Source organism: Amycolatopsis sp. N2S4-7, from assembly GCF_058119595.1.
The window spans coordinates 9401922-9420826 of the sequence record NZ_CP172299.1 but is presented as its reverse complement, the minus strand read 5'-3'; the positions used below and the strand labels follow the sequence as shown (position 1 = coordinate 9420826).

Sequence of the window (18905 nt, the reverse complement as noted above, 5' to 3'; positions counted from 1 at the left end):
GACGAGGACGCTACCCGGCACCACCGACAGTTTCGGATCACCCGCGAACGCGACGGCCGAAACCCGCCGGCAGGGGTCAGGCCGGCGGCCGCGCGACGGCGTGCAGCCGGCTCGCGATGTCGCGCAACGCCGGCGTCCCCACCGCCGCGCGCTCGAACTCCGCCAGCTCGTCCTCCCGGACGTCGCCCGTGACCAGGTCGGCGATCACCCGGTCGCCCTGCAGGAGCGTCACGTCCAGGCCCGCCGCCACCAGCTGGGCGCGCAGGCCCTCGGGGTCGAAGCGGCGCAGGACCGTGTCGCCCGGGACGACCCCGTCCACGCTCTCGAGCAGCCGCTGGGCCTCGCCGACCCGGCCAGCGAGCGCGCGGTGGAGCACCGCCGCGTGGCGGTTCGCGACCAGCACCGACACGGCGCCGCCCGGCGCGACCGCCGTCGCCAGCGCGGTGAGCACCGTGGCCGGGTCGTCGACGATCTCCAGCAGCCCGTGCGCCAGCACGAGGTCGGCCGAACCGGCCTCGACGTGCCTGCCGAGCGCGTCGGAGTCGTCCGCGATCACCGTGATGAGGTCGGAGACGCCCTCCTCCTCGGCCCGGCGCTGCAGCGTGGCCAGTGCGTTCGGGCTCGGCTCGACGACGGTCACCCGGCAGCCCGCCGCCGCGAACGGCACCGCCCAGCCACCGCTGCCGCCGCCCACGTCGACGACGCGGGGGTGCTCGGCGCCCCGGGCGCGGGCGGCCTTCAGCTCGGCCTCGAGCACCCGGCGGACGGCACCCGAACCCCGGGCGGCCACGGTCTCCGTCTTCATGCCGCACAGGGTAGTGCCCGGCCCGCACCACCTCCCCGGCTCCTCCCTTCGAGTGAACGCACCCCACCGGACCAGTCGTGACGACGATCGCCCGACCTTGCCGGGCGGCACCCCTCGCCCGCACCCGTAGGCTGGTCACCGTGCACACGGTCGCCGTACTCAGCCTCAAGGGAGGCGTCGGCAAGACGACGGTCGCTCTCGGTATCGCGTCCGCCGCCTTGCGTAGGGGCACGCGGACGCTGGTGGTCGACCTGGACCCGCAGGGCAACGCCACCACCTCCCTCGACCCGCCGTACACCGACGCCACCCTCGCGGACGTGCTCGAAGACCCCAGCCGGGCGATGCTCGAACGCGCGATCGCGCCGAGCGTCTGGAGCGAGGACGTCGACGTCCTCGTCGGCGCCGAAGAGCTGGAGCTGCTCAACGACCCCGACGCCGGCAGCGAGCGGCTGGCGAACTTCTCCCGCGCGCTGGACGAGCTGGACCGTTCGCCGCTGCGCGAGACGCCGTACGAGCTGGTCGTCCTCGACTGCCCGCCGTCGCTGGGCCGGCTGACGAAGTCGGCGCTGGTCGCCGCGGACAGCGCGCTGATCGTCACCGAGCCGACCATGTACGCCGTCGCCGGCGCGAACCGGGCGCTGGAGGCGATCGAGAAGATCCGCAAGGAGCTCAACCCGGACCTGCGCGCGATCGGCGTCCTGGTGAACAAGCTGCGCGTGCGCTCCTACGAACACCAGTTCCGGATCGCCGAGCTGCGCGAGAACTTCGGTTCGCTGGTGATGCCGACGGCGATCACCGACCGGCTGGCCGTGCAGCAGGCCCAGGGCGCGTGCAGCCCGATCCACGAGTGGCACTCGCCCGGCGCCCAGGAGATCGCGCTCACGTTCAACATGGTGCTGGCCAAGATCCTGCGCTCCAACCGGGCCGGCCGCCACCGCATCGCCGCCGAGGAGGCCGAGGGCCCGGACTGGCCGGAGGGCCCCGCACCGGAGACGCCGGAAGCCCCCGCCGAGGTGTCCGAATCCGCGGGGTGAGCCGTGCCCGAAGGTGACACCGTCTACCTCGTCGGAAAGCGCTTCGACCGGGCCCTAACGGGGAAGACGCTGCTGCGCGGGGAGTTCCGCGTGCCGCAACTGGCCACTGTGGACCTCGCCGGCCGCGACGTGCTCGGCGTCGCGACGGTCGGCAAGCACCTGTTCACCCGCTTCTCCGGCGACCTGACCCTGCATTCGCACCTGATGATGGACGGCATGTGGGACGTCTACCCGGCGGGCGCGAAGTGGCGGCGGCCCGGCCACCACGCCCGCGTGATCCTGACGGCGGCGGACGTCCAGGTGATCGGCTTCCGCGTCCACGACCTCAAACTCGTGGCCACCGCGAAGGAAACCGGGCTCGTCGCCCACCTCGGCCCGGACCTGCTGGATCCACAGTGGACGGACGAGCACGCGGCCCGCGCGGCCACGGCGCTGGCCGCCGACCCGGCGCGCGAGCTCGGCGTCGCCCTGCTCGACCAGCGCGTGATGGCCGGCGTCGGGAACCTCTACAAGTGCGAAATCTGCTTCCTGCTCGGCGTGACCCCGTGGACTCCGGTGTCCGAAGTGGACGCCGGCCGCACGGTCGCCCTCGCCCGGAAGCTCCTGCTGGCCAACGCCACCGCCGGGCGCTTCGACCAGAGCACCACCGGCCACCTCGACCGCAACCGCAAGAACTGGGTCTACGAGCGCACGCGCCAGGGCTGCTTCCGCTGCGGCGGCCGGCTCCTGGTCCGCACCCAGGGCGACGGCGTCCACGGGCGCCCGACGTGGTTCTGCCCGAAGGACCAGCCGGGCCCGTACCCGGCGAAGTAGGCTGGGCACCGTGACGACGTTCAAGCTCCCGCTCTACGGGACCGACACCGAACGCGGCGACCTCGCTCCCTGAGCCGCGCGCGTCCCCGTCCGTCACCTCCGATCTCCCAGGGAGCTCAGTCATGCCCGGAATCCCGGCCGGGCAGGCGCTGCGCGCGTTCGCGCACGCCCTGCCCAAGGTCGAACTGCACGTCCACCTGGTCGGTTCGGCGAGCCTGCCGACCGTCCTGGAGCTGGCCCGGCGCCGTCCGGCGGCCGGCGTCCCCACCGACGAGCGCGCCCTCGCGGAGTTCTTCACCTTCCGCGACTTCGCGCACTTCGTCACCGTCTACCTCGCGGTCACGTCGCTCGTCCGCGACCGCCACGACATCCACACCCTGGTGACCGGCCTGGCGGCGGATCTCGCCGCGCACAACTGCCGCTACGCCGAAGTCACCGTGACGCCGTACAACCACCTGCTCGACGGCGTGCCCGGCGACGAACTGCTGACCGGGCTCGAAACCGGCCGGGCCGGCGCCGCCGAACTCGGCGTCGACCTAGCCTGGTGTTTCGACATTCCGGGCGAAAAGGGCGTGCGGGCCGGGCTGGAGACGCTCGTGTTCGCGCTGCGCGAACGGCCCGGCGGCCTGGTGTCCTTCGGGCTCGGCGGGCCGGAGCTCGGCGTCGGGCGGGCGCAGTTCGAACCGTTCTTCACGCGGGCACGGGAAGCCGGGCTGCACAGCGTCCCCCACGCCGGCGAAAGCACCGGTCCCGCCACGATCTGGTCCGCGCTGCACGACCTCGGCGCCGAGCGGATCGGCCACGGCACCAGCTGCGTGGCCGACCCCGCGTTGCTGGAACACCTTGCGGTGCACCGGATCCCCCTGGAGGTGTGCCCGACGTCGAACGTGCGCACCGGCCAGGTCCCGGCCATCGCCGCGCACCCGGTGCGGCGGATGCTCGACCACGGCCTCGTGGTGACGCTCAACACCGACGACCCGCCGATGTTCGGCGCGACGCTGACCGGCGAGTACGTGGCCGTCGCGGAAGCGCTGCGGCTCACCACGGCCGAGCTGGCCCGGCTGGCGGAGAACGCCGTCGACGCGTCCTTCCTCGGCGAGGCACGGAAAGCGCTGCTGCGAAGCGAGATCCGTGCGGTGCCCGGAGAAATGACCTTGCCGGACCCCGGGAACTTCGCCTAGCGTGGAAGTACACGAGAGAGGAGGTGGTCCAAAGTTGTATTCCAACAGGACTCGTGAGGTGGCTGTCCGCTAGCGGATGGCGCGTGATGGGACTTTGAGCAGCGATACAACCGAGCCACCTTCGGCTCATCGCCTGCTTCACGTGTTGCCTGAGAGCGAATACCAGGCAGTCACCGGACCCCCAGGGTTCCCGGGCACCGGTCCGGCCCGGGCTCGAGCGTTTGACGGCGCTCGAGAGGCACCCTGGGGGCCACCCTTTTCCGCTCATTTGTGCAGGTCATGCCGTCCGTCGGCGGCGAACGACCGTCCGGCGATCCGACCCCGGGATTCGACGAACGCGTCGCGCTGTTCCATCCCGCTGGCGACTCTCGCTCGCTAGCCTGGAACCATGCTCAGGCCCGACTACCCGATCACCACGGCACGCCTGCTCCTGCGCCCGTTCACGCCCGACGACCTCGACGCGTTGAACTCCTTCCAGTCCCGCGCCGACGTCGCCCGCTACCTGTACTGGGGCCCGCGAAGCCGCGCCGAATCGGCCGCCGCGCTCGCGAAACGCGTGCACAGCTCGACGTTGACGAAGGAAGGGCAGTTCCTGGCCGTGGCGGTCGAGCTGGCGGCGACCGGGCAGCTGATCGGCGACCTGAACCTGGAGTGGCTGAGCAGCGAGCACCGGCAGGGCGAGATCGGGTTCGTCTTCCACCCGGACCACCACGGCAAGGGCCTGGCCGCCGAGGCGACCACGGAGCTGCTGCGGCTGGGCTTCGAGGATCTGGGGCTGCACCGCATCATCGGCCGCTGCGACGGCCGCAACACCGCGTCCGCCGCGCTCATGGAACGCCTCGGCATGCGCCAGGAGGCGCACCTGAGGGAGAACGAGATCGTCAAGGGCGAGTGGACCGACGAACTCGTCTACGCGATGCTCGAGGACGAGTGGAAGGACCGCGACTAGTGGTCCCCTTCACGCGGGAGTGACGCTCCGGTAGCGCGTCCCGCGTCGTTTGGCAGCATGGGGACGTGCTCTTCGACAAGATCGTCCGCCCCGCGCTGTACCGGCTGTCCTACCACGACCCCGAACTGGTGCACGAGCGCACGATCGGCGTCCTGTCCCGGCTCGGCAAGGTCGCGCCGGCGGTCGGCGGCGCCTTCCGCGTCGACGACCCGGTGACCGTGCTGGGCCTGCGGTTCCCCAACCGCGTCGGCCTCGCCGCCGGGATGGACAAGAACGGCCGTGCGCTGCCCGCGTGGGCCGCGCTGGGGTTCGGGTTCGTCGAGGTCGGCACGGTGACGCGGCTCGCGCAGCCGGGCAACCCGAAGCCGCGGCTGTTCAGCCTCCCCGCCAGCGACGCGGTGATCAACCGCATGGGCTTCAACAACGACGGCGCGGAAGCCCTGGCCGCCAAGCTCGCCCGCGACGGCAAACCCGGCGTCCCGCTGGGCGTCAGCATCGGCAAGTCGAAGGTGACGCCGCTCGAGGAAGCCGTCGAGGACTACCGGTTCTCGCTGCGCGCGCTGCACCCGTACGCGGACTACTTCGCGATCAACGTCAGCTCGCCGAACACCCCGGGGCTGCGGCAGCTGCAGGACCGCGCCGCGCTCGCCGAGCTGCTCGGCGAGCTGCGGGCGACGTCCACCGAGCTCGCCGGCGCGGGGACGCCGACGCCGCTGCTGGTGAAGGTCGCGCCCGACCTGACCGACGACGCGCTGGCCGAACTCCTGGAAGTCGCGCTCGAGCACGGCGTCGCCGGGATCATCGCCACGAACACCACGCTGGCCCGCGACGGCATCGTGCCCGCGGAAAGCAGCCTGGCCGGGCAGGGGGGAGGCCTGTCCGGCCGGCCGCTGACCACCCGCGCGGCGGAGGTCGTGCGGTTCGTGCACGACCACACCGGCGGGAACCTGCCGATCATCGGCGTCGGCGGCGTCATGGGCCCGGCCGACGCCGTCCGGCTCGTGGACGCCGGCGCGTCACTGGTGCAGCTCTACACCGGGTTCGCGCTGCACGGGCCGGGCCTGGTGCGCCGCGTCAGCCGGGGTCTCGCAGCCCGGCGGTAGACGCGAACCGCACGTAGCCGCGCCAGGACTCGTAGCGGTCCAGCCCGGTCCCCGCCACCGTCGGCGCGCACCGCACCGCCACCGGCGTGGACCCGTCCTCCAGCTCGACGCGGTCGAGCACGAAGGGCTCCTCGAGCGTCGCGGCGAACCGCTCGAACGCGGCCGGCGACAGCCGCCAGCGCTCGCCGTCGAGGCCGGCGCTGCCCTCCAGCAGGCCCGGCTGCGGCGGCTCGGTGTCCAGCAGCACCATCCGGTAGCGCTCGGCCGTCCGGACCGGTCCGCCGAACCGGGCACCGAGCTCGGTGAGCCGCCCGTTGAGCGGCTGGCCGCGCAGGTGCGCGCCGAACACGACGACGTCTTCGCCCGGTTCGGGGTAGGGCGTCATGGGCTCGTCCGTGCAGACGGTCGCGAGGTCGAGGCCGATCTGGTCCTCGAACGCCCGCGTCAGGAAGGTGACGCCGAACGGGCGGCGGTCGCCCGGCAGCACCGGGACGGTGACCGCGGCCAGGTCGAGGAGGTTCGCGAAGGCCGTGCACGCGGCCAGGCGGTGCCACATGGCGGCCGGGTCGGCCAGTGCCTCGGCGAGCTCCGGGTGGTCCGGCACGGTGGGCAGCAGGAGCGCGTCCTCGAAGTCGTGTTCGTCGTGGGAGATCGGTTCGAGGCGGGCGCCGGCTGCGGTCAGCCGCTTCACGACGGACTCGAACGCCATCGCCGCGGCGGCGCTCAGGGGCAAGTCGTGCGGGTAGGCGATCCGGGGGTGCTCGCCGGCGCCGAGGCGGACGTCGGCGGGCCAGGTGCGGGTCGCGGAGACGCCGTCCGGTCCGGTCATCAGGACGAGCGCGCGGCGGCCGGCGACCAGGCCCTTCGCGTACACGGAGACCGGTTCGGAGGCGCGGACGCCGGTCATGGGCAGCAGGCCGCGGGTCGGTTTCAGCGCGACGACCGCGTTCAGCGCGGCCGGGACCGCGCCCGCGGTGCTCAGGGCCAGGTCGACGATGCCGAGCGCGACGGCGACGGCGGCACCGCGGCCGCCGGCCTTGGTCCGGTCCCAGGCCGAGGCCACGGGGGCGGCCCCGGTCTTGCCGAGCACGACGGCGCCGGCCGCGGTGAGCCGGGAGACGACGGTGGCGCTGGTTTCCGGGACCGAGCGGCCGGACGGCTGTCCGGCGACGTCGATCAGTTCCGGCACGGCGAGGACGGTGCCCGCCAGCGGCAGGTGCTCCCCCGCCTTGACGCGTTCGTCGACGGCCTTCGCGTCGACCAGGACGTCCTCGACGGCGCGCAGGGTGGACCAGAGGTCGGGGCGGGCGGCTTCGGTGATGCGCTCGAAGGCCGCGATGACGCGCTCGGAGGCGGTGGGTGGGGTGGTGGGGGCGGGATCCGGATCCGGCGGGAGCGTGTTCACGGGGCGTCCTTTCCTCGGCGGGTCGAGAAAGTCCACTGTGTACGGTCGGCGCCGGCGAACCTCAGTCCACGGCTGGCCTCGCGGCTGGTGCCACCTCTGCATGCATGACAGAAACGTTAGTTCGCCGACGTTTCCGTAGCCACCAGTTTCCGATTACGCCCGTGTTTCGGCACCAAGAGGTGAACAGGGCGCGACGCCGGGGTGAAACGCACGATCACGCACGCCGGGTGACGACGAGGCCGTGCCCCCGGATGGCGGCACTCGATCGGCCGAGTTTGAGATCCGAACGGCGCAACGAAGGCCGAATTCGCGTGATGGAGCCCGGAACTCACGTGGTTGAGGCCGTTCCGGCTCTGATCACGCGCGTTACGGCTGCGCTCACGCGGGATCCGAGGACTCCCGGGATCAGGAGAGTTCGCGCAGGGCCATGGCCAGGCCGGCCAGGCGGTCGGTCGCGTCGGTGAGGGCCTGTTTGGACGTCACCAGGCCGTCGCTGGAGGCGGCGACCGTGTGGCCGGCCGCGGCGACGAGGCCGCGGTAGCCCTCGAGGCCGTCGTCCAGCTGTTCGCGGAGCTTGCCGACCGCCGCGTCCAAAGCCGCCTGCTCGCGGGCGGGAGCGGAGTTGCGGCCGCGTTCGATCGCCTGGATGCGGGCCGCCAGGCCGCGGAGCGCGGCCGCGGCCTCGGTCGCCGTCTGGCGGGCGTCCGCGACGGACACCTCCGAAACCGGGACCGTCCCGATCGAGGACGGCACCGAGAGCTGACGAAGCAGCTCGCCCAGGGACGCCTCGCACTCGGCGAGCCGCTCCATCGGCTGGCGCGCCACGGACCCGGCCGGGGGCAGCGGCGGCGGCCCCGCCGGCGCCAGCGGCACCGGGGTGCGCTTCAGCTCGCGCAGCTTGAGTCCCGACCGGACGCTGAACGTGCCGAACACGACGGCCGCGGCGAACGCCACGATCGCCTGCGGCATCATCGGCGCGCCGGCGGCGCTCATCCACCCCATCCCGGCCGCCACGGTGAGGACGCCGCACAGGATCGTCAGCAGGATCCACAGCGTCATCGCGCGGGACGTCCGGCGCTTGCGGCGTTCGAGCTTCGCGGCCGGGTGGTTCCAGCGGTCCCACTTGGCCCGGGCTTCGGCGAACGCCGGGACCTGGCTCGCCATCGACGACAACGTCGGCGGCACGGCGGGCCGGCGCACCGGGGGCCGCTGCAGCGGGTTCGGGCGCCCGGGTGCGGGCTTCCCGCCGGCCTGGTCGGCCGGCGGGAAGTACTTCTGCACCTTCTGGAGCTTCTCCTGGGCGCGCACGGCGTAGTCGGGCAGCTTCTCGATGTGCTTCTCCAGCTTCGCGCTCAACTCGCTGAAGTCACGACGCCTGCCCTGCTGCCCCATGCTCGCCCCCTTCGAAACGGCCGGACCCGCCGTCAGGCCGGGTTCTTGCCCTGCTCGGCCTGCACGCGCGCCTGGATCTCGCGCTGGATGTCGGCCGAGCTGCTGCTCGCCGGCTTCTGGGCCGCCGCGCCGCCGTCGGTCACCTGGGCGACCGACTCGCCGCGCATCGACGAGCGGATCTGCTCGAGCCGCGAGTGCCCGGCCAGCTGCGTGGTGGAGGCCTGGACCTCCATCATGCGCCCCTGGACGGAGTTCTGGGCGAGTTCCGCCTGGCCCAGCGCCGTGGTGTAGCGCTTCTCGATCTTGTCGCGGACCTCTTCCAGCGACGGCGTGTTGCCCGGCGCCGCCAGCTGGCTCATCTGGTTCAGCGAGGCGGAGACCTGCTCCTGCATCTTCGCCTGCTCCAGCTGCGAGAGCAGCTTGGTGCGCTCGGCCAGCTTCTGCTGCAGCATCTGCGAGTTGCGCTCCACGGCCTTCTTGGCCTGGGCCGCCGCCTGCAGCGACTGGTCGTGCAGCGTCTTCAGGTCCTCGATGTTCTGCTCGGCCGTGACGAGCTGCGTGGCGAAGCTCTCCGCGGCGTTCTCGAACTCGACGGCCTTCTGCTCGTCACCCTTGGAACGCGCCTCGTCCGCGAGGACGAGCGCCTGCCGGGTGGACGCCTGCAGCTTCTCGACGTCGCCGAGCTGCCGGTTGAGCTTCATCTCCAGCTGCCGCTGGTTGCCGATCACGGAGGCGGCCTGCTGCGTCAGCGCCTGGTGGTTGCGCTGCGCCTCCTCGATGGCCTGCTGGATCTGTACCTTCGGGTCGGCGTGCTCGTCGATCTTCGACGAGAACGCCGCCATCATGTACTTCCAGAACTTCACGAACGGGTTGGCCATCTCCTCCGCCTGCCTTCTTGCGTCCCACGGGCCTTGAGTACGGGGTGGGGCGTCGCTCCCCTGCTCATGCAACGCACCGACCCCGGCGTTGGGTTCCATCGTGTCAGGTCGGCCACGTCCATTCCAGGCGACCCCGGGGGATTTCAGGGTTCGCCCCTGATCACCCCTGGACATAACGCCGACGGCCCCGGGCGGGTTGCCCGGGGCCGTCATCGCGTCCGATCCGATCTACGCGGCGATCGTCGAGGCCAGTTTCGGCTGCCCGATCGTCGTGCGCAGCGTGGTGTTCATCCGTGGCGCCGGGGAAACCCGCAGGTCGGCGAGGTCGTTCCCGATCAGCTCGGACATCAGGCGACCGCCTTCGATGCCGGCTGCCGAGGCCTCGGCGCCGCGCTCGGGCACCTTCTCCCGGGGCGCGCCTTCCACGATCCGCTCGTCGACCGGTGCGACCTCGACGTTGTCGAGGGCCGAAACGTCCGCCGCCACCTTGTGCAGCAGCTCGCCGAGCGGAAGGTCCAGGGCCTGGCAAATGGACGCGAGCAGCTCGCTCGACGCCTCCTTCTGGCCCCGCTCCACCTCCGAGAGGTAGCCGAGGCTGACCCTGGCGGCGCGGGAGATGTCGCGCAGCGTACGACGCTGGTTGGTGCGGGCATGACGGAGCCGATCACCGATCGCCTCACGCAACAGCACGGTCATCACGCGCCTCCCTTCCGAACAAGTACCCCCTACGTTACCCAGAGCGGCGCCCCGGGCGCAGGAGTTGGCGTGTCCGTACGCCAAGGGCGAACGCCGGTTTCACGCCAGATGTTCCCCGAGCAGGGCAAACGCCGCCCGGACCGATTCGGTCCTGATCAAGTCCCGGTCGCCGCTCAGGGCCAGGGTACGGACTGTACGTGTTCCCGGCCCGGCCAGCCCGACGTGCACGGTGCCCGGCTCGACGCCGTCCTGGGCCGACGGCCCGGCCACCCCGGTGAGCCCGAGGCCCCAGGTGGCGGCGCAGCGGTCGCGGGCGCCCTCGGCCAGCTGCGCGGCGACCTCCGGGTGGACGGCGCCGTGCTCGGCCAGCAGCCCGGCGTCCACGCCGGCGAGGACGGTCTTCAGCTCGGTGGCGTAGACCACGAGCCCGCCGCGGAGGGCCGCGCTCGCGCCGGGGACGCGGGCGAGGGTGGCGCAGACGAGCCCGGCGGTGAGCGACTCGGCCGCGGCGACGGTCTCGCCCCGCGCGGTGAGCGTGGCGATCAGGGCGGCGGCCTGCTCGTCGCCGGCCGCCGCGCTCCGGTCCGGCGCTCCCCCGCCGCCGGGGGCCGGTGCCTGTCCGGCCACGCTCAGCTCCCGGTGACGCGGCGCCCGGCCGCGCGCAGCCGCACCGCCCGGACCAGGTAGTCGACGCCGGTGACCACGGTCAGCACCAGGGCCAGGCCCATCAGGGCCCAGCGGACCGGGTCGGCGCCCGCGGGCAGCGGCAGCAGGTAGGCGACGATCGCGGCGATCTGGGCCATGGTCTTGGCCTTGCCGCCGCGGCTGGCCGGGATCACGCCGTGGCGGATCACCCAGAACCGCAGCAGCGTGACGCCGATCTCGCGGACCGCGATGACGATCGTGACCCACCAGCCCAGCTCGCCGAGGACGCTCAGCCCGACCAGCGCGGCGCCGGTGAGGGCCTTGTCCGCGATCGGGTCGGCGATCTTGCCGAAGTCGGTGATCAGGCCGTACTTGCGGGCCACCCAGCCGTCGAGCTGGTCGGTGAAGGACGCGACGGCGAACAGCCCGGTCGCGAGCGCGCGCCAGGTCGTGTCGTGGCCGTCGCCGGTGAACAGCGCGACGACGAACAGCGGCACCAGGACCAGCCGCGACAGCGTGAGCAGGTTCGCTACGTTGAGCGTCGGGACGGGGGTGGGCTCGGGGACCTGGGCGGGCGCGTCGTGCGTCACGCCCTCGTCGGCGGCGTCGCTGGGGACCGCACTCACCGGTCGGCGTCCGGTACCGCGCGGACGACCAGGTCGACGCCCGCCGAGTCGACGACCTCGCAGCGCAGGAAGTCACCGACCTCCGTCTTCTCCGGCGCGTCGAGGACGACGCACTCGCCGTCGACCTCGGGCGCCTGGTGCGCGGCGCGCCCGGTGAGCTCGCCGTCGTCGTCCCGCTCGACGAGCACGTCGACGAAGGTGCCGATCCGGTCCTCGGCGCGCTGCGAGGTCAGCTCCTCGACCAGCGCGGAGATCCGCGTGACGCGCGCAGCGACCTCGTCGGCGTCGAGCTTGCCGTCGAAGGTCTCGGCCTCGGTGCCGTCCTCGTCGGAGTAGCCGAAGACGCCGACCGCGTCGAGGCGCGCCCCGGTGAGGAAGCGCTCGAGCTCGGCCAGGTCGTGTTCAGTCTCGCCGGGGAAGCCGACGATCACGTTGGTCCGGATGCCCGCCTCGGGGGCGTACTCGCGGATCTGCTCGGTCAGCGCGAGGAACGAGTCGGTCGAGCCGAACCGGCGCATCCGGCGCAGCACCTGCTCGCTGGAGTGCTGGAACGACAGGTCGAAGTACTCGGCGACGCCCGGCGTGGTCGCGATGGCCTTGACCAGCTGCGGGCGCGTCTCGGCCGGCTGCAGGTAGGAGACGCGGACGCGCTCGATGCCGTCGATCCCCGCCAGGCGCGGCAGCAGCCGCTCCAGCGCGGTGGCGCCGTCGCGGCCGAAGTCCTTGCCGTAGGACGTCGAGTTCTCGCTGACCAGGAACAGCTCCTTGACGCCGTGCCCGGCGAGCCACATCGCCTCGGCGACGATCTCGTCGGGCTGCCGCGACACGAAGGAGCCGCGGAACGACGGGATCGCGCAGAACGAGCAGCGCCGGTCGCAGCCGGAGGCGATCTTCAGCGCGGCCACCGGCGAGTCGTCGAGGCGCGTGCGCAGCACCCGCGGGCCCCAGCCGTGCTGCGCGTGGCCCGGGACCTCGACGGTCTCGGCCGCGGCGGGCCGCTGGACCGGGCTGATCGGCAGCAGCTTGCGGCGGTCGCCGGGGGTGTGCGAGGCGATCTTGCGGCCGGCGACGACGTCGTCGAGCCGGTCGGAGAGCTCGGCGTAGTGGTCGAAGCCCAGCACCGCGTCGGCCTCGGGGAGGCTGTCGGCGAGCTCGTGGCCGTAGCGCTCGGCCATGCAGCCGACCGCGACAACCTTCTTGCCCGTGTCGGACGCCGCGAGCAGCGTGTCGACCGAGTCCTTCTTCGCCGACTCGACGAAGCCGCAGGTGTTGACCACCACGACGTCGGAGTCCTCGGGTTCGGCCGCCAGCTCCCAGCCGCCGGCCGCCAGCCTGCCCGCCAGCTCCTCCGAGTCGACCTCGTTGCGGGCGCAGCCCAGGGTCAGCAGGGAGACGCGTCGGGTGGCGGCGGGGTCAGTGGCAGGAGAAGGCACGACGTTCAGGGTAGCCGCCGGGCCCGGACGGGCCGACGACGGCGTAGCCCGGTCGTGTCGGCGCCCGCGCCGGGCGATGTGGCAATGTTGACGATCGTGCCGTCCGACTCGCCCCTCCCGACCGTCCGCCGCGCGCGGATCGCCGACGTCCGCAAGATCAAAGCACTGGTGGACTCGGACGCCGGCCGCGTCCTGCTGGAGAAGGACCTGGTCACGCTGTACGAGGACGTCCAGGAGTTCTGGGTCGCCGAAGTGGGTGACGACGTCGTCGGCGCGGCCGCGCTGCACGTGCTGTGGGAAGACATCGCCGAGCTGCGCACGGTGGTCGTCGACAAGGCCGTCCGGGGTCAGGGGGTCGGGCGGGTGCTGGTCGCGCGGCTGGTGGACGAAGCCCGTGAGCTGGGTCTCAAGCGGCTGTTCGTGCTGACCTTCGAGACCGGCTTCTTCGCCGGGCACGGGTTCGTGGAGATCGACGGCACCCCGGTTTCGCACGAGGTCTACGAAGAGATGCGGCGCTCGCACGACACCGGCGTCGCCGAGTTCCTCGACCTGCCCTACGTCAAGCCGAACACGCTGGGCAATTCACGCATGTTGCTCGAACTCTGAGGGAAAGTTTCCCGACAACCTCCTTTCGGGCGGTGACGTGCGCCACCCCGAAGCCCGAAGCTGATCAGGCACTCGTCACTTGACCGGCAAGGGATGCACGCGATGCGCACGACACTGCGGAACCTGGGGGCCACCGTGACGGTGGCCGTGACCGTCGGCGCGGGAGCCCTCCTGGGCACCGGCACCGCGGCGGCCGTCGACATCCGGACGGTCACCGACCAGTACCTCTTCCACACCTCGCTGTCCGGCTTCGAGTCGGTCCGGGCGCAGGCGCCCTACTCCGGCCAGCTCGACTGGTCGTCCGACGGCTGTTCCTGGTCGCCGGACACGCCGTTCGGCTTCCAGTTCCTGCCCGGCTGCCACCGGCACGACTTCGGCTACCGCAACTACAAGAAGCAGGGCCGGTTCGACGAGACGACCCGCAAGCAGATCGACGACAACCTGTACACGGACCTGAAGAGCGTCTGCGGCTCGAACGTGGCCTGCAAGGGCACGGCCTGGACGTACTACGAGGCCGTGCGCAAGTTCGGCGGCTGAGCGGGGACCGGGCCACGATGGTGATCATGGAGATCGATCACCTGCTCAGCACGACCCGTGCGGTCCGCCGCAAGCTCGACCTCGACCGGCCGGTCGAGCCCGAAGTCCTCGACGCGTGCCTGAACCTCGCCCTGCAGGCGCCGACGCCCGGCAACGTCCAGGCGTGGCGCTGGCTGGTGGTGCGCGACCAGGGCGTGAAGGACCGGCTGGCGGTGCTCTTCCGCGAGGTGGGCGAGGCCTACCTCGCGGACCGGGCGAAGGACTCGCCGGCGCGGGCCCTGGCGTCCGGGCGGCACCTGATCGACGTGATCGAGCGGGTCCCGGTGTTCGTGATCCCGGTGCTGAAGGGCCGCCCGGCCGGGGACAACGCGCTCGACGCGGCGTTCTACGGCGGCATCTTCCCGGCGGTGTGGAACTTCCAGCTGGCGCTGCGCTCGCGCGGCCTGGGCTCGACGCTCACGACGTACCACCTGTCCCGCGAGGCGGAGGCGGCGGAGATCCTCGGCGTGCCGGAGGGCTACACGCAGGTCGGGCTGCTGCCGGTGGCGTACACGACGGTGCCGGACTTCAAGCCGGCCGCGCGGATCCCGCTGTCCGAAGTGGCTTACCAGGACCGCTGGGGCACGCCGCTCAGCTGATCCGGACGGTGGCTTCGCCGCCGTCCTCGGACACCGACACCAGCTCGATCCGGCTGGCCGCGAACGTCGTCGCCCGGGGGCCGGTGCGCGGGCCGCTGTGCAGCTCGGCCGTGGTGCTCTCGCCGCGGCCGGGCTCCTTCAGCAGGAACGCCAGCGTCGCCTCGCCCTGCCAGAAGCACTGCATGCCGGGCCGGCACCGGGAGTCGGCGACGAGCCGGGTGTAGCGCACCGTCAGGTCCTTCCCCTGGACGGCGGCCTCCTGCCCGAGGCGCAAGGTGACGTCCTGCCCCTGCGCGGCGCTGACCGTCGTCGAGGCGGACGCGGGCGGCGGGGCGGGCTCGGGAGCGGCCTGCCCGGCGGCGACCGAGCTCCCGGCGCCCACCGTGACGACGGCGAAGGCGAACAGTCCGGCTACGAATCGCTGTAGGTCCACGTGCTCAGGACGGAACGAACGCCACGGCGGTTGCACCGGGCTATTCGTCGTCGTCCGCGTCCGCGGAAACCGGGTCGCCGCCGCGGATCATGAACAGCACCGACTCCAGCTCCTCCGGCTTGATCAGCACGTCACGGGCCTTCGAACCCTCCGACGGGCCGACCACGCCGCGGCTCTCCAGCAGGTCCATCAGGCGGCCCGCCTTGGCGAACCCGACGCGCAGCTTCCGCTGCAGCATCGACGTCGACCCGAACTGGGACGTCACGATCAGCTCCGCCGCCTGCAGCAGGACGTCGAGGTCGTCGCCGATGTCCGGGTCGATCTCCTTCTTCTCGCCCGCCTTCTGCGCCGTGACGCCGTCCTGGTACTCCGGCTGCGCCTGCTCCTTGGCGTAGTTGACGACCGCGGAGATCTCCTCGTCGCCGACGAACGCGCCCTGGATGCGGACCGGCTTCCCGGCGCCCATCGGCAGGTAGAGCGCGTCGCCCATGCCGATCAGCTTCTCGGCGCCCGGCTGGTCGAGGATGACCCGCGAGTCCGTCAGCGACGACGTCGCGAACGCCAGCCGTGAGGGCACGTTGGTCTTGATCAGGCCGGTGACGACGTCGACCGACGGCCGCTGCGTGGCCAGGACCAGGTGGATCCCCGCGGCGCGCGCCTTCTGGGTGATCCGGACGATCGCGTCCTCGACGTCGCGCGGGGCGGTCATCATCAGGTCGGCGAGCTCGTCGACGATCGCCATGATGTACGGGTACGGCCGGTACTCGCGCTCGGACCCCGGCGGCGCGGTGATCTCGCCGGACTTCACCTTCTTGTTGTAGTCGTCGATGTGCCGGACCTTGTTGACCTGCATGTCCTGGTAGCGCTGCTCCATCTCCTCCACCAGCCAGGCCAGCGCGGCGGCGGCCTTCTTCGGCTGGGTGATGATGGGCGTGATCAGGTGCGGGATGCCCTCGTAGGGCGTCAGCTCGACCATCTTCGGGTCGATCAGGATCATCCGGCACTCGTCCGGCGTCGCCCGGGCCAGCAGCGACACCAGCATCGAGTTGACGAAGCTCGACTTACCGGAACCGGTGGAGCCGGCGACCAGCAGGTGCGGCATCTTCGTCAGGTTCGCGGTGACGAAGTGGCCCTCGATGTCCTTGCCGAGCCCGATCACCATCGGGTGGTTGTCCTTGACCGTGGACGGCGCGCGCAGGACGTCGCCGAGGCGGACCATCTCGCGGTCGGAGTTGGGCACCTCGATGCCGACCGCGGACTTGCCTGGGATCGGCGCCAGCAGCCGGACGTTGTCGGTGGCCACCGCGTAGGCGATGTTCTTGGTCAGCGCCGTGATCTTCTCGACCTTCACGCCCGGGCCGAGCTCGACCTCGTAGCGGGTGACGGTCGGGCCGCGCGTGAAGCCGGTGACCTGCGCGTCGACGTTGAACTGCTCCAGCACGCCGGTGATCGCCTCGATCATGGCGTCGTTGGCCTTGCTGCGGGACTTCGGCGCGTCGCCGAGCTTCAGCAGGTCGGGCGGCGGGAGCTGGTAGTCGCCTTCGACCGTGCGGGTCACCGCGAGCGGCGGCTCCGGCGCCTTCTTCGGCTTCTTCTCGGGCACCTCGGCGGGCTTCGCGACGGGCTTCGGCGGCTTGATCGGCGTCGGCGCCTCGGCGAGCATCGTGTCGAGGTCCAGCTGCTCGGGGTCCGCGTCGGCGGCCTGGCGGCGGCGCGACGGCTTGCGCAGGCGCGCGGCCTTCGGATCGGCCTCGGTGACGGTGTCCTCGTCGGTGGCGAAGCCGGGCTTCTGGGCTTCGGCGATCTCGTCCTCGTCGAGCCCCCAGTTGCGGAGGCGCTGCGGGATCTCGCGGACCGGCGTGCCGGTGAACACGAGCACGCCGAAGGCCAGCGCGAGGATCAGCAGCGGCACGGCGACCCAGGTGGTGACGCCCATGGTCAGCAGGCCGCCGGAGAAGGCGCCGACGATCCCGCCGGCGTACATCCGGCCGTCGTTGGTGGCCGGGAGCGCGGTGAAGATGTGCAGCATCCCGAGCACCGACAGGACGACCATGATGGTGCCGATCACCATCCGCGGCCGCGTCTCCGGGTGCGGTTCGGACCGCATCAGCGCCACGGCGACGACGACGAGGACCAGCGGCAACGTCACGGCCCCGGCCCCGAGGACGGTCCGGGTGGCGATCTCGACCCCGGCCCCGATCGGCCCGGCGGCCCGCCACCAGACCCCGACGGCCGCGACGATCGCCAGGGCGATCAGGCCGAGCGCCAAGCCGTCGCGCCGGTGCTCCGGTTCGAGCTCCCGGGTGCGGCCGACCGTGCGGGCGAGGGTGCCGATGCCCTTGGCCAGCAGGTTCCAGGTGCCGCGGACGCCCTTCCCGAAGACCCCGGGTGTCTTGCGCCTCGGCGCCGGCTTGCGAGCGGAGGAGGTACGTGGCTTCGCCGGCGTACGCGGCTTACGCGCCGCTGCCCCCTTCGCGCCGCTTCCCGTGCTTCGCTTCCTCGTCGCCGACCCAGCCATGCGTCAACGGTAACCGGCCGTGGGCGTTCGTCCCATACGCCACTCTCGGCTCAGGGTGAACTTCTGCCTCACGGGTCGGGGTTGGCGGCTGTTTGGGTGAGGGGGCGGGTGGGCGGGGATGGGCCGTTCGTGCTGGTGGGGTGGGCGCGAAAGGCCACTCGCGCCCTTCCGAGAGCACGAAAGGGCCACTCGCTCCCCCGCCACCAACGAGCCGCCCGCGCCGCAAACCGCGCCAACGGACCGTTCGCACCACACCCCGCGCACCAACAGCCCCTCCCCGCCCCGAAAAGGTCTGAAAGAGGCCCAAACCGCCCCGCCCGCTCACACCGTGAGCGCCCATCCGGGTGAAATCGGCGTCTGCCATGCTCTGCCCATGTTCGCGCTGCACCAGGACGACGTTCCCCGCCGTGCCCCGGCCATCTGGCGGACCATGCTGAACATCGACCGCGGGCTGGTGAACGTGGTCGGGCGGCTGACCGTCACCGGCCGGATCCCGGCCCAGCTGCGGGGGCGGCCACTGCTGATGGCCGCGAACCACATCGGGGTCTTCGATGCCTTCGTCCTCATGGCGGCGTGCAAGCGGATCGGCATCAACCCGCGGTTCATGCTGGCCGGCGGCATCCTGGACGCCCCCGTCATCGGCCCCGCCCTCAAGCTGAGCGGCCACCTGCGCGTCGACCGCAAGCACGCCGGCACCGCCGTCGGCCAGTTCACCGAGGCCGTCGAGGCGCTGAAGACCACGCGCGAGCCGATCATCGTCTACCCGGAGGGCCGGATCAGCCACGACCCGGGCCTGTGGCCCGAGCGCGGCAAGACCGGCGCCGCCCGGCTGGCCCTCGCGGCGGACGTGCCGGTGATCCCGATCAGCCAGTGGGGCGCGCACGAGGCCGTCTACTGGGGCACCGAGACCGTCAACGGCCCCGCCGACCTGGTCCCGCTCGCCCGCTCCGGCCTCAGCGCGCCGCTGCGCCGGCCGAAGTTCCGCGTGCACTTCGGCGACCCCGTCGACCTGTCGGACGTCGAGCCGGCGCGCCCCGGCGCCGGGGTCCGCGCGCACGCCAAGATCATGCAGGCGATCACCGACGGCCTCGTCCCGCTGCGCGCCGGCGAGCTCGACCGGCCCCGCTTCCACGACCCGACGCGGCCGACCGACACCGTCAGCCCGTGGAAGCCGAAGTCCGGATACTGAGACACCCGATCCGGCACCCCTAGA

General features: G+C 72.2%; 19 protein-coding genes. 9 read left to right on the top strand and 10 right to left on the bottom strand.

What is annotated here, in order from left to right; genetic code table 11:
• Positions 1-76: 76 nt before the first annotated feature.
• On the bottom strand, positions 77-805 hold the full coding sequence (locus ACH54P_RS44440; protein ID WP_489909299.1) for a methyltransferase domain-containing protein: 729 nt from the start codon (positions 803-805) through the stop codon (positions 77-79).
• Positions 806-945: 140 nt separating this feature from the next.
• Between ACH54P_RS44440 and ACH54P_RS44435 the strand changes: the two genes are divergently transcribed.
• The 5 genes from ACH54P_RS44435 to ACH54P_RS44415 all read left to right on the top strand — a co-directional run bounded on the left by ACH54P_RS44435 (position 946) and on the right by ACH54P_RS44415 (position 5885).
• On the top strand, positions 946-1839 hold the full coding sequence (locus ACH54P_RS44435; RefSeq protein WP_489909298.1) for a ParA family protein: 894 nt from the start codon (positions 946-948) through the stop codon (positions 1837-1839).
• Between the two features lie 3 nt (positions 1840-1842).
• A complete protein-coding gene (locus ACH54P_RS44430) occupies positions 1843-2652 on the top strand; it encodes a DNA-formamidopyrimidine glycosylase family protein (protein WP_489909297.1) in 810 nt (269 codons plus the stop codon).
• A 122-nt stretch (positions 2653-2774) separates the two neighbouring features.
• The gene (gene add, locus ACH54P_RS44425; protein ID WP_489909296.1) at positions 2775-3833 is read left to right on the top strand and encodes an adenosine deaminase; all 1059 of its coding nucleotides are present in this window, start codon (positions 2775-2777) and stop codon (positions 3831-3833) included.
• 388 nt (positions 3834-4221) lie between these two features.
• A complete protein-coding gene (locus tag ACH54P_RS44420; RefSeq protein WP_489909295.1) occupies positions 4222-4782 on the top strand; it encodes a GNAT family N-acetyltransferase in 561 nt (186 codons plus the stop codon).
• A 65-nt stretch (positions 4783-4847) separates the two neighbouring features.
• The gene (locus ACH54P_RS44415; protein WP_489909294.1) at positions 4848-5885 is read left to right on the top strand and encodes a quinone-dependent dihydroorotate dehydrogenase; all 1038 of its coding nucleotides are present in this window, start codon (positions 4848-4850) and stop codon (positions 5883-5885) included.
• Here ACH54P_RS44415 and ACH54P_RS44410 read toward each other — a convergent pair.
• The 7 genes from ACH54P_RS44410 to rimO form a co-directional block, all read right to left on the bottom strand.
• On the bottom strand, positions 5857-7290 hold the full coding sequence (locus tag ACH54P_RS44410) for an allophanate hydrolase-related protein (protein WP_489909293.1): 1434 nt from the start codon (positions 7288-7290) through the stop codon (positions 5857-5859). The genes ACH54P_RS44415 and ACH54P_RS44410 overlap by 29 nt on opposite strands.
• 405 nt (positions 7291-7695) lie before the next feature.
• Positions 7696-8682: a phage shock envelope stress response protein PspM gene (gene pspM, locus ACH54P_RS44405; protein ID WP_489909292.1), complete on the bottom strand. Its 987-nt coding sequence runs from the start codon at positions 8680-8682 to the stop codon at positions 7696-7698.
• Positions 8683-8714: 32 nt separating this feature from the next.
• Positions 8715-9560, bottom strand: coding sequence for a PspA/IM30 family protein (locus tag ACH54P_RS44400; protein WP_489909291.1), 846 nt, complete (start codon positions 9558-9560; stop codon positions 8715-8717).
• A 228-nt stretch (positions 9561-9788) separates the two neighbouring features.
• The gene (locus ACH54P_RS44395; protein ID WP_489909290.1) at positions 9789-10256 is read right to left on the bottom strand and encodes a helix-turn-helix domain-containing protein; all 468 of its coding nucleotides are present in this window, start codon (positions 10254-10256) and stop codon (positions 9789-9791) included.
• Positions 10257-10355: 99 nt separating this feature from the next.
• Positions 10356-10802, bottom strand: a complete 447-nt coding sequence (locus tag ACH54P_RS44390) for a CinA family protein (protein ID WP_489916992.1) — start codon at positions 10800-10802, stop codon at positions 10356-10358.
• Between the two features lie 83 nt (positions 10803-10885).
• Positions 10886-11527, bottom strand: coding sequence for a CDP-diacylglycerol--glycerol-3-phosphate 3-phosphatidyltransferase (gene pgsA, locus ACH54P_RS44385; protein WP_489909289.1), 642 nt, complete (start codon positions 11525-11527; stop codon positions 10886-10888).
• On the bottom strand, positions 11524-12960 hold the full coding sequence (rimO, locus tag ACH54P_RS44380) for a 30S ribosomal protein S12 methylthiotransferase RimO (RefSeq protein ID WP_489909288.1): 1437 nt from the start codon (positions 12958-12960) through the stop codon (positions 11524-11526). Before rimO ends, pgsA begins: the two co-directional genes overlap by 4 nt.
• Positions 12961-13044: 84 nt before the next feature.
• Here rimO and ACH54P_RS44375 point away from each other — a divergent pair, with 84 nt between their 5' ends.
• The 3 genes from ACH54P_RS44375 (at position 13045) to ACH54P_RS44365 (ending at position 14741) form a co-directional block, all read left to right on the top strand.
• Entirely contained in the window at positions 13045-13566 is a 522-nt protein-coding gene (locus ACH54P_RS44375) for an amino-acid N-acetyltransferase (RefSeq protein WP_489909287.1), read from the top strand.
• Between the two features lie 102 nt (positions 13567-13668).
• On the top strand, positions 13669-14103 hold the full coding sequence (locus tag ACH54P_RS44370) for a phospholipase (RefSeq protein WP_489909286.1): 435 nt from the start codon (positions 13669-13671) through the stop codon (positions 14101-14103).
• A gap of 26 nt (positions 14104-14129) precedes the next feature.
• The gene (locus tag ACH54P_RS44365) at positions 14130-14741 is read left to right on the top strand and encodes a nitroreductase family protein (protein ID WP_489909285.1); all 612 of its coding nucleotides are present in this window, start codon (positions 14130-14132) and stop codon (positions 14739-14741) included.
• On the opposite strand, the gene ACH54P_RS44360 is transcribed toward ACH54P_RS44365, so the two are convergent.
• Entirely contained in the window at positions 14734-15174 is a 441-nt protein-coding gene (locus ACH54P_RS44360) for a hypothetical protein (protein ID WP_489909284.1), read from the bottom strand. The two genes, ACH54P_RS44365 and ACH54P_RS44360, sit on opposite strands and share 8 nt — an antisense overlap.
• A gap of 40 nt (positions 15175-15214) precedes the next feature.
• Complete coding sequence (locus tag ACH54P_RS44355) at positions 15215-17692, bottom strand: DNA translocase FtsK (protein ID WP_489909283.1); 2478 nt, start codon at positions 17690-17692, stop codon at positions 15215-15217.
• A 373-nt stretch (positions 17693-18065) separates the two neighbouring features.
• On the opposite strand from ACH54P_RS44355, the gene ACH54P_RS44350 reads away from it, so the two are divergent.
• Positions 18066-18881 (top strand): lysophospholipid acyltransferase family protein, encoded by an 816-nt coding sequence (locus ACH54P_RS44350; protein ID WP_489909282.1) that lies wholly within the window; start codon positions 18066-18068, stop codon positions 18879-18881.
• Positions 18882-18905 lie beyond the last annotated feature (24 nt).

Bases quoted from the DNA above. Each gene is read 5' to 3' on its own strand.
- pspM (WP_489909292.1), bottom strand. From the start codon at position 8,682: ATGGGGCAGCAGGGCAGGCGTCGTGACTTCAGCGAGTTGAGCGCGAAG.
- ACH54P_RS44365 (WP_489909285.1), top strand. From the start codon at position 14,130: ATGGAGATCGATCACCTGCTCAGCACGACCCGTGCGGTCCGCCGCAAG.
- ACH54P_RS44440 (WP_489909299.1), bottom strand. From the start codon at position 805: ATGAAGACGGAGACCGTGGCCGCCCGGGGTTCGGGTGCCGTCCGCCGG.
- ACH54P_RS44370 (WP_489909286.1), top strand. From the start codon at position 13,669: ATGCGCACGACACTGCGGAACCTGGGGGCCACCGTGACGGTGGCCGTG.
- ACH54P_RS44355 (WP_489909283.1), bottom strand. From the start codon at position 17,692: ATGGCTGGGTCGGCGACGAGGAAGCGAAGCACGGGAAGCGGCGCGAAG.
- ACH54P_RS44350 (WP_489909282.1), top strand. From the start codon at position 18,066: ATGTTCGCGCTGCACCAGGACGACGTTCCCCGCCGTGCCCCGGCCATC.
- ACH54P_RS44420 (WP_489909295.1), top strand. From the start codon at position 4,222: ATGCTCAGGCCCGACTACCCGATCACCACGGCACGCCTGCTCCTGCGC.
- ACH54P_RS44400 (WP_489909291.1), bottom strand. From the start codon at position 9,560: ATGGCCAACCCGTTCGTGAAGTTCTGGAAGTACATGATGGCGGCGTTC.
- ACH54P_RS44375 (WP_489909287.1), top strand. From the start codon at position 13,045: ATGTTGACGATCGTGCCGTCCGACTCGCCCCTCCCGACCGTCCGCCGC.
- add (WP_489909296.1), top strand. From the start codon at position 2,775: ATGCCCGGAATCCCGGCCGGGCAGGCGCTGCGCGCGTTCGCGCACGCC.
- ACH54P_RS44395 (WP_489909290.1), bottom strand. From the start codon at position 10,256: ATGACCGTGCTGTTGCGTGAGGCGATCGGTGATCGGCTCCGTCATGCC.